Origin of the sequence: Cyanobacterium sp. T60_A2020_053 (genome assembly GCA_015272165.1) — a bacterium.
Taxonomy (GTDB): Bacteria; Cyanobacteriota; Cyanobacteriia; order Cyanobacteriales; family Cyanobacteriaceae; genus Cyanobacterium.
The window spans coordinates 1-10366 of sequence record JACYMF010000010.1; the positions used below are offsets into that span (position 1 = coordinate 1).

Genomic DNA, 10366 nt, shown 5'->3' on the forward strand with positions numbered 1-10366 from the left:
TTCAGGTTTCAGGTTTCAGGTTTCAGGTTTCAGGTTTCAGGTTTCAGGTTTCAGGAGAAATGCTTATAAATTAAAGAGTTAAGCCTTTGCCCTTTGCCCTTTCAACTTTGCCCTTTTTAGAGTTTACTAGCCATTGCCCTTAAAACATCAGGAATGATAACATGATCTTCAAATTCAAGAATAGTTTCACTATCTCCTAGATAGCCAGAATTAGCGAAAAATAACAACATTCGAGCTAAAGCCATCCAAATATCTTCTTCAAATTCCCAATCTCCGTGAGAAGGAGAATAACCACAAATAGACTTCAGCGCCCAAAAATAACTATTTCTAACGATTGAGCCATTTTTTTTATATTTAGGCAAATCTTCTTGATTAACATATAAAATATTACTTTGTATATAACAACGCATTTCACCGCTCAAAATTTTTTTTATTAAATTTTATAGAGAAAAATATAGATAAATTTAAAACTCTATAAAACTAGATTTTTAACGCCATAACTTATTTTCTAAATCTCGCACTTGACGTTCTAAACGATCAATTCGTCCCCTTAATTCATCCATTTCTGATTGTTTTGGTACTCCTAAGTCTTGAAGCATATTACGCATTTGTCGTTCCATTTGAGATTGGAGATTACCCGACTCAGACTGCATTTGATGCATTAATTCATCAACCATTCCCTTGGCTTGATCGGGATCAATTTTACCCTCTTTTACCCATTGATTACTCACTTCTTTAATTTTTTCGGCAGCGAGGGAAGTTGTGCCAATACCAATCATTAGTATTTGTTTAAGCCAATCGTTATTTTCCATAATAGTGGTAATTTTTTACTTGGTTTATGGCAATCCGTTATAGTTTGTGAGAATTTTCATGGCTTCTTTGATGCGCCTCTCTCCCTTAAAAAAGGCGGAGAATCCTGTTCTCATAACTGATTCCTGATTGCTATATTTATTTTATACGATAACTAAGGTCTGCTGAAAAAGTATTTGGTAAGGCTAATGGATAATCAATAATTATTATTAAATTTTAGTATCTAAGCCTGTTATGTGTAGTCTTACACTTTATTACTAGATTCCTAATTTCTCCCCTTCCCTTTTGATTTAGCAAAATTTAATTAAGTCTGGAAAATAGGCTAAAGTTTCTTCTAGCAATTCAATCTCAAAAGACTCAATGTGTTGCTCTAAATTTAGAGCATATTCTTTTAAGGTATTATTACCATAATTTTCAGATTCCTCCTTTAAGTGATTAGCAAATTCTCTCATTTGATTAGTAATTTTTGTTTGTTTAATAATTTTCCATCTTGGCATATATTTAGTTTGTAAAATTTCTAATAATTCCTCTTGATTATGTCCTTGAGATTGGTTTGATTGCTGAGAAAGAACATTAAGAGTTTTGTGATGAATTAATTTTGGAGTTTTACTTAAAATATTCTGTAAAACTTGGACTAATTTTAATTTACTGACAGGTTTAACTAAAAAATCTTTGATGAAGGGTTTAATATTAGCAAGATTTTCTGGTTGTGGAAAATTGCTTAAAACAATAATGGGAATATCTTTTGTGATCAGATTTTCTTTTAGAAAATGTATCGTTTGTATGCCGTCTAAAATAGGTATTTTTAAATCTAAGAAAATCACTTGCGGTTTATATCTTAAAATCATGGTGATGGCATCTTCACCATTTTGTACTGTAATTAATTGATGAGAAGTTTCTTCAAAATATCCTTTAATTAATTCTAAGTTAGCTTCACAATAATCCGCGATAACAATGGTTGCCGGTTCAAATTGATCTAAATTATCATCAATTATGGTAACGGGGAAGGGCGCTGGGGGTAGGCTACAGGTAACGAGGGGAAACATTACTGTAAATTTACTACCCATATTCAAGATGCTATTAACTTCAATAGTACCATCCAACATAGTAACTAATTTTTTGGTGATAGCTAAACCTAATCCTGTACCTCCATATTTTCTGGTACTTTGTCCATTTTGTTGTGTAAAAGACTCAAATATTTTTTCTATTTCTTCTGGATTAATTCCAATTCCTGTATCTTCTACTGTAATATAAAAGCCACAATTTTTTTCAGATTTATTTTCCTTAAAGTCAATGCAACCAGCAATAACTTTAACATATCCTTGTTCAGTAAACTTAGTAGCATTACCAACTAAATTAAACATAATTTGTCTTAATCTGATGGGATCAAAAAATACTCCTTTAGGAAAATCTGGTTTTATTTCTAAAGATAAATTAATATTTTTTTGTTGAGTCTGGAGAGAAAAAATTTCGATAATTTCTTGTAATAGTAACTCAATATTAAAAGATTCATGGTGAATTTGCATTTTACCCGCTTCTAGTTTTGATAAGTCCAAAATATCATTTATTAAAGCGAGTAAATTATCTCCACTACGGCATATGGAATCAAGATAGTTTTGAGCTTTCTTATCATGAACTATATCTTTTAACAGACTAGAAAAACCGATAATAGCATTCATTGGAGTGCGAATTTCATGGCTAATATTGGCAAGAAATTCGCTTTTAGTTAAGTTAGCAATTTCTGCTTCCTCTTTGGCAATTTTTAATTGTTCAGATGTTTTTTGTACTTCTAAAAATAATTCTGCTTGTTCAATAGCTATACCTAATTGAGAGGAAATTTTTTTTAATAAACTTATTTGTTTTGATTCCCAAAAAAAACTTGTACTATGATAAGCACTTAATAAACCCCATAATTTTCCACTGCAAAATATAGGCACAATACATACTGCTTTAGCGTTAAATTGTTCATACAATTCCAGATGGCAACGAGATAAATTAGCATGATAAACATTATTCATGACAGTAATATCTCCCCAACGATAGCGCCCTCCCTCTTTTTCTTGTAAAAAAGTATCATTCCAGACTTTTTTTACATTTCCCTCTACCAAAGAAAGTAAATTTTCAGCTTTATTTTCAGCTAAAAATTCTCCACCCCAATTCGGATAAAAATGATATACTGAAACTCGGTCACACCCTAGTATATTTCTGACTTCTGCCGTGGTAGTATCGCAGATTATTTGAAAATCTAAAGTTTCTCTCATTTTAGTCATAATGGAGTTAACTGCGCGCTGAAAAAGAGCATTTTCTCGCAAAGCAATTTCTCTTTGTTTTTCTACGGTTACATCAGACATTATTCCATGCCAAATTACGGTATTATTTGGGAGTTTTTCAGGGATAGAATGAATGCGTAAATATTTATGTTTGCCTGATGGAGTCACAATAGAACAGTTATAACTAAATTCTTTAAGATATTGTCTTGATACTTCGATCATTTGCCATAAATCTTCTAACTGATCATTTTGTACTAAATTAAACGGTTTATCGCCATCGTTAATAATTTCTTCGGGAGTTAATTCAAAAATATTACAACTAGCTTCACTAATAAATGGAAAAGAATATTTACCATTTTGATCAATTAAAAATTGAAAAATAATATCGGGACTTAAGGACGTAATCTTTTTCAATACTTCATTATAATGAAAATTAACATCATGGCATTTAATCAGTTCTTGATAATTTTTAAGAGAGGTCTCAATGTAAGAGATAAAAGCCTTTTCTTTTAGTTTATTTATATATAAATAACCATTAATATCTTGATTGGCTATAATGGGAAAAGAGGGCTGATCTTGAGAAATAGTTATAATAATTCGAGATGTTTTAATATTTAACTTTTCACGAATATACGCTGTTAATTCTAGTATGTGTGACTCTTTTTCTTCGTCGCTAATAATAATTAAGGCTAAATTATCATAATCAACAAGATTTTTTTTGAAATTTTTACAAGATTTTAAGTTAATAATATCTGAGCCAAAATAACATTTTTTGATTAAGTTTTTAATGTTTGGTGTTTGGTTAATCAGCATGATTTGATAGATACTATTAATCATAGAGGCTCTCTTACTTTGATTATGATAAATTGCTGGTTGAGATAGGGAAAAGGGAAAAGGGAAAAGGGAAAAGGGAAAAGAAAGTTATTAAATAATAATTTATAAACTTTTATCTTTTATCCTGCTGTAAGTATTATTCAGAAATAGTTATAGTCATTATCGCTTATTAATTTATCATAACAACGGTAGAAGAGCAATCATAGATAGTTAATTAAGAGTTGATAAAAAAGTTAATTAGTAACGGTAAATTGGCAATAAATAATGAATAATTCAGTAAATAAAATTGATTGACTTTGACAATACTTGCCCTAAAAAACTTGATTTCCAGTAATATAAATAAACTCTTACCATTGTAATCTTTTTAAGATCAAGATAAATTAGAATCATGTATATTTCTTAATAATTAACAAAAATTTAATGAGTAATTTTGCCGATAAGATTATAGTACCTTTAGATGTACCAGACTTTGAACAAGCCAGCGCCCTCCTCCGTAGCTTAGAAGGGGTAAAATTTTGGAAAGTTGGCTTAGAATTATTTGTGGCGGAAGGAGAGAAGGTTTTAAACTTATTGAGAGAGAAGGGAAAAAAAATATTTTTAGACCTGAAATTTCACGATATACCCAACACCGTCAAAGGGGCAACTCGCTCAGTTTTAAAATATCAACCAGACTTATTAACTATCCACGCCACCGCAGGAAGGGAAGCGCTGAGGGGTGCTAAAGAGGTGATAGAAGCCAGTGGGCTAGAAAACCCCAAATTACTAGCAATTACCATATTGACCAGCTTCAGCGCCCGTGAACTGGCATTAGATTTACAAATTCCCCTTGAGTTGCCAGAATATGCCCTCAAAAATGCTCTCATGGCGCAAGAATCGGGCATGGATGGGGCAGTTTGTTCTCCCCATGAAGTAGCGAAATTAAGAGAGGTATGTGGTCAAGATTTTCTGTTAGTATGCCCCGGCGTGCGCCCTGCTTGGTCGGTATCAGGGGATCAAAAACGCATCATGACACCCTCTCAAGCCTTGGCGGAGGGCGCTGATTACTTGGTAATCGGGCGCCCTATCACCCAAGCTGATAATCCCGTTTTGGCATGGGAAAAAATTGTCGCCGAAGTCAATCAATCAGTAAGCTAGTTTGCATTTAGGTTTACTGGTGGAGGTAGGCAAGAGGCAACAGGCAACAGGTCAGCGTTTGAGTTATTTTTAAGACTTAGTATAAACGGTAATTTAAGTGCGTTTTAGCTTAACTAATCTCTCACGGAATAACTGAAAGGAAAAGAAGTTTGTAACTGGATTAATTCATCACGGTGGGCTTGAATCGTGATGGTAGTTTCCTTATTATTATCATCAGGTAAATCAAGACGAAATGCCACTTCTTCTATTCTTTTCGCGCCGCGCCAATAAAAAAATCCGGCAAGGGGTGCGAGAATTACTAAACCCAAAAACCAGTTAATTTCTGGGTGAAATAACATAGCCAACACTAAAGCAAAGCAAAAAAAGCCACAACCAGCAAGAAAACTCAGTAATATGGCAAGAGGGGCGGAGGGCGCTACCATACCCTCAAGAGTTACTTTATTTCTTTCACCATCAATGGCTTTAACTTGATAAGACCTTTGTTGAAAATATTGTCTCAAATAAGCCAGGATGTTGTCCTCACTTTCTGGACAACTAATAGTAACGATTTCGGTACGGTCTTTGATACTACCACGAATAAAAAAGAATAAACCGATCATCAAAAGAATAGTTAATAATAAAGTTGATGTCATAATGATTTCGGATGGGGAGAATTAACTACTCATTATATAGGCTCTGTGTATAAGTTCTTGTGCAAAATTAATTGTACATATGCAAAGGGCTAGGAAAGGAAATAATAATTCATAATTCATAATGAGGATTTCGTGTAACAAATCTTTACGGTTGTTAAGATACTTTCCCTTTGTCGATTATGCTAAGGATTGTAGAAAAAAGAATATAAGATAAAACAATACGGAGGTAAAATCCTTGACTATTCCTCTTCTAAACTATGCCCCCAACTCTCAAAATACTCGTGTAGAGGGATTTGAAGTAGGAGGCGATGAGCAACCCAGAATTTTTAATGCGGAAAACTTGCTCGATTCTTCTGACATGACTAACTTAATTGAGGCGGCTTACCGTCAAATGTTTTTCCATGCCTTCAAAGCTGATCGTGAAAAATTCTTAGAGTCACAATTACGCAATAAGCAAATTACCGTGCGTGATTTCATGCGTGGGTTAGCATTATCAGAAACTTTCAGAAACAGTTTTTACGAAAAAAATAGTAATTATCGTTTTGTGGAGCAGTGCGTTCAACGTATTTTAGGTCGTGATGTGTATAGCGAAAGAGAAAAAATCGCTTGGTCTATCGTCATCGCTACTAAAGGTTATAAAGGTTTTATCGATGATTTATTCAATTCAGATGAATACCTAGAAAACTTTGGTTATGACATTGTACCTTATCAACGTCGCCGTTATCTAGCTTCGAGAGAGCAAGGAGAAATGCCTTTTAACCTAAAATCTCCTCGTTATGATGCTTATCATCGTGGTCAACTTGGATTTCCTCAAATTATCTGGCAAAATCAAGTGCGCCGTTTTGTGCCTCAAGAGAAACAAATCAAGGCAGGAGATCCTTCTGGTTACTTAAGTATGGCTCGTAGTATCAATGCTCAAGGAAGTCCTACTCCTCGTGTTTCTGCTATGAATATTAGTTTAGATAGTGTTCCCTATCGTAAATAAATTTGGCTAAATTGATGTAGAGATGTTGCACGCAACGTCTCTACTAAAGTGCTGGAAATACTTATTTAGAGTCGGCTGTATAAATCAAAACCCTTTTAAAACAAAGGTTTTAAGCATAGCTGTAAAGGTGTTAGGTATTAGGTTTGAAAATTACCCCTGAAACCTGCAACCTGAAGCCTGAAACCTAGTCATCTTTTAACCTTTTCCCGTTGCCCTTTTCCCGTTGCCCTTTGACCATTGCCCTTTTCCCTTCACCTCACCATTACACTTTTTCAGCAACCCCTATTTATTAATAATCTCTAAAAGAGATTGACTTTTAATAGGCTTGGCTAAAACGTCTGATAAGCCAAATTGTTTGATGTGTTCTGGTTCAACTCTTTCCACTTGAGAGGTAATAATAACAATGGGTATTTGTTGACAGTTAGGTAGTTTTTTGATCTCCGCTACTAGATCATAAGCACTAATAGAGTTCATATCTAGGTCAATGAAAATAAATTGTGGAGATTTTTGAGCAATAGAAGCAAGGGCGAGTTCGCCATGGTTGTAGGACATGAAGGTATAGTTATGATGAGTTACGGTGGCTTTTATTCTCTCCATCGTCACTAATTCTGAACTAATACAAATAACAACGGCTTTTTTACCGTTGATGGGCGCTTTTTTGGGGATATTTAACCAAGGAAACGGGGTATCACCCACTGTCACCAATTCGATTAACCCTAATTGAAAATAGGGCGTCATCATTTTTGTCATGGAAACTAAATCTTGATTTAGTTGTATATGTAAATCTCGTAATGTATTCCTACCGTTAAAAAGTTTACTCATAATTTGGTAGGTTTTCGGTGATGTTTTTTGTTTCAAGTCGTCTGATTGCCGGATGATGGGCGCCCGATTGGGGCTACGATCTGCTAGTCTTGCCCCTTGCCAATTTTGCCAATCTTGCCATACCTCCACAATAATGGAATCGGCATCAATTAAAGCAAGTGTTTGAGGTGATTCTTTTCCACCCCTCATGTCAAAGGTGATCTCCATTGCCTGAGTCATATCAAACAGAATTTCAGTGACGATACCACTAATTATATTTTTAACTTGAGAAGGATTTAAAATGTTTTCTTTCAATAGTAAACGGAGAAGATTGTATTCCCAATTAACCATAAATTGACTCGTCTCAAAAATAGCAGGATTGAAACGAGATAATTCTGGCAAACAGTCGGGGGCGTATTTATTGACGTTTCTGATCCAACGACGGCAAGGATGTCTTCCTCCAGTTGCGTAAGTTATTCTACCTAAGTACATTTCAAAAACCCACTCTTGCCCCTGAAGGGAGTTAAAAACAATTTGTCCTGAATATTGAGGAATTTTTAGGGTTTTAAATAAATGGGACTGACGAGAACCGACAAATTCTCGGATGGATACTTTAAATGGATCATTTATTCCTACCATTGTTCTTTTGTACTTAATTAGATAGTAAGCAAGGAACACTTAAGGGGAGGGTACTTAAGTATTTTATTTTATACTCAAATTTTACCCTAATTATCTCCGATCAAGCAGGGTTTTTTTTAAGTTAGGATCAATTTGTATTGGTTTTGGAGGGGAAGCAGAGGGAGAAAGAGAAGCGGAGGAAGAAAGGGAAGGTTCTAAAAAATGGTTACTAAAATTAAGATGGTGTTAACTAGATAAAATATGCCGACAATTTGAGTTTCACTCCAGCCACTTAATTCGAGATGATGGTGTAGGGGTGCCATTTTGAGTAGTCTTTTGCCTTTGCCGTCAGCGCCCTTCGTCGCTTTATAATATCCGACCTGCGCAATGACAGACAGAGATTCCACAAAAAATATTAGACTGATGATAAATAAAGCCCAGAGATTTTGGGAAAGAATACCTAACCCAGCTAACCCAGCGCCCAGCGCCAAAGAGCCTGTATCCCCCATAAATACTGAGGCTTTATTACGATTATGCACCACAAAGCCCAAACAAGCACCACTGAGTGCGAGGGCAAAAGCCTGTAAATCGGGGTGAAATTCACCCATTAAAATACCTAAACCAAGAAAAGTAATAGCGCCCGTGCCACCGGCTAAACCATCCACACCGTCGGTTAAATTGGTAGCATTACTTTCCGCCACAATGACAAAAGTTGCTAAAAACCAAAATAAAAATCCTACAGATAAACTCAGATTAAAAGGTAATTCTACCGTAGTGATAGTATGCGGTTGAGTGCGCCATAACCAAGCGCAGAATACCACCGCAAAAATAATTTGTAAGGCTAACTTTTGCTTTGCTGTTAAACCTAGGTTAGTTTTTTTGCGCAAAATCTGCCAATCATCAACCCAACCGATAAAAGCATAGGCAAAAGTCATTAAACCTACTGCCACCACATCTCCCGACAATCCTCCCGTAGTCACCCCCACAATTATCGCCACGGGGATAAAGAAAATTCCCCCCATGGTAGGTGTACCAGCTTTTTTAAGGTGGCTAGAAGGTCCATCTTCTTGGATAACTTGACTAGCTTTGATTTTCTGTAATTGCGGTACAATCACATAACCTAAACCAGCACTAATGGCGAATGACATAACTAAAGGTAATATCTGAGAGATATTTAGATAAAATAAACTAATTATAGTAATACCGATAGTTAGTAAAATTAAGAGATTTAAGCCTGTGGGATTTTGCCAAGAAGGGTTTAATTTACTAGAGTTACTATTCATGGATTATGAGTTATGAATTATGAATTATGAATTTAATTTTGCCTTGTCGAAGAATCTCCCAACCCTTGTCAGTCCATTTTATGACGGTGGAGGGAGTTTTTTCGACAATTTGATTATCATAATCGAGGGCGTAAACAGAGGGAAATTGTCGGGCAATTTCTCGTAAATCCGTGATGGCTTCTTCCCCCGAAACATTGGCGCTGGTGGTAGCCATAGCGCCCGTCTGTCGTAAAATTTCTCTGGCTATGGGGTGATTTGGCACTCTCACACCGATGGAATCTGGGTTAAGGGGATTCATGGTTTTTGGCACTAATTCCGAAGCTGGTAAAACAAGGGTGAGGGCGCCGGGTAAATATTTTTGGGCAGTATCCCGCCATATTTTCATTTCTGCACTGGTACCTTTTACATATTGCCAAATATCTTCAATTTCCCCAGTCATCAATATTAATGGTTTTGCCGTGGGGCGTTGTTTTAATTGAAAAATTATCTCCGCTTGGTGAGGATATACGGCTAGCGCTGGAATGGTATCAGTAGGGAAACTGACGGGGTGGAGGGCGCTGGATTTTTCTACCAATTCGGCAAGGGAAACAAGAGGCATATTATGAATTTATGAAAAAGTGCAGTCATGAAGGTAATGGACAATTGACAATGGATAATTGACAATTATGAAGTATTATATCAAGTCCGTTTGATCAGCCGAAGGCTGCCGCTGCGCGATCGCTTACAAATCAGTAATATCAATATCTTAGTTCAATTTATTGAACGAGATACTATTGGTTCCGTGTAATGAATTACACGGTGGGTAAATTACGAAGATATAATTTTTCATAACAAATTACCCAAACATGATACTACTATCTATTGACACTCCCACCACTATAACCCGTAGGGTTTAGTGGGGGATTCTTGGTTCACCGACTCGCCGTTAGACGACAGCCCATAGGCAATCGCCCAAGAGGGCAAATCTCCCCAAGCGTATGTTCCCGTATGCCCTACGGT

Annotated in this window: 9 protein-coding genes; 2 read left to right on the top strand and 7 right to left on the bottom strand. The window is 35.6% G+C overall.

Annotated features, from left to right (window positions below):
* Positions 1-116: 116 nt before the first annotated feature.
* The 3 genes from IGQ45_01535 to IGQ45_01545 form a co-directional block, all read right to left on the bottom strand.
* The gene (locus IGQ45_01535) at positions 117-410 is read right to left on the bottom strand and encodes a hypothetical protein (GenBank protein ID MBF2055909.1); all 294 of its coding nucleotides are present in this window, start codon (positions 408-410) and stop codon (positions 117-119) included.
* 78 nt (positions 411-488) lie between these two features.
* On the bottom strand, positions 489-812 hold the full coding sequence (locus IGQ45_01540; GenBank protein ID MBF2055910.1) for a phasin family protein: 324 nt from the start codon (positions 810-812) through the stop codon (positions 489-491).
* Between the two features lie 288 nt (positions 813-1100).
* A complete protein-coding gene (locus IGQ45_01545) occupies positions 1101-3893 on the bottom strand; it encodes a GAF domain-containing protein (protein MBF2055911.1) in 2793 nt (930 codons plus the stop codon).
* Between the two features lie 441 nt (positions 3894-4334).
* Between IGQ45_01545 and pyrF the strand changes: the two genes are divergently transcribed.
* Entirely contained in the window at positions 4335-5048 is a 714-nt protein-coding gene (gene pyrF, locus IGQ45_01550; protein MBF2055912.1) for an orotidine-5'-phosphate decarboxylase, read from the top strand.
* Positions 5049-5161: 113 nt separating this feature from the next.
* On the opposite strand, the gene IGQ45_01555 is transcribed toward pyrF, so the two are convergent.
* Complete coding sequence (locus tag IGQ45_01555) at positions 5162-5680, bottom strand: cofactor assembly of complex C subunit B (protein MBF2055913.1); 519 nt, start codon at positions 5678-5680, stop codon at positions 5162-5164.
* Between the two features lie 235 nt (positions 5681-5915).
* Between IGQ45_01555 and IGQ45_01560 the strand changes: the two genes are divergently transcribed.
* Positions 5916-6665, top strand: coding sequence for a phycobilisome rod-core linker polypeptide (locus IGQ45_01560; protein ID MBF2055914.1), 750 nt, complete (start codon positions 5916-5918; stop codon positions 6663-6665).
* A gap of 282 nt (positions 6666-6947) precedes the next feature.
* On the opposite strand, the gene IGQ45_01565 is transcribed toward IGQ45_01560, so the two are convergent.
* The 3 genes from IGQ45_01565 to IGQ45_01575 form a co-directional block, all read right to left on the bottom strand.
* On the bottom strand, positions 6948-8105 hold the full coding sequence (locus IGQ45_01565) for a response regulator (GenBank protein MBF2055915.1): 1158 nt from the start codon (positions 8103-8105) through the stop codon (positions 6948-6950).
* 194 nt (positions 8106-8299) lie between these two features.
* Complete coding sequence (locus IGQ45_01570; GenBank protein ID MBF2055916.1) at positions 8300-9367, bottom strand: phospho-N-acetylmuramoyl-pentapeptide-transferase; 1068 nt, start codon at positions 9365-9367, stop codon at positions 8300-8302.
* Positions 9368-9377: 10 nt separating this feature from the next.
* Positions 9378-9965 carry an L-threonylcarbamoyladenylate synthase gene (locus IGQ45_01575; GenBank protein MBF2055917.1) on the bottom strand — a complete coding sequence of 196 codons (588 nt, stop codon included), beginning with the start codon at positions 9963-9965 and terminating at the stop codon, positions 9378-9380.
* Between the last annotated feature and the right edge of the window lie 401 nt (positions 9966-10366).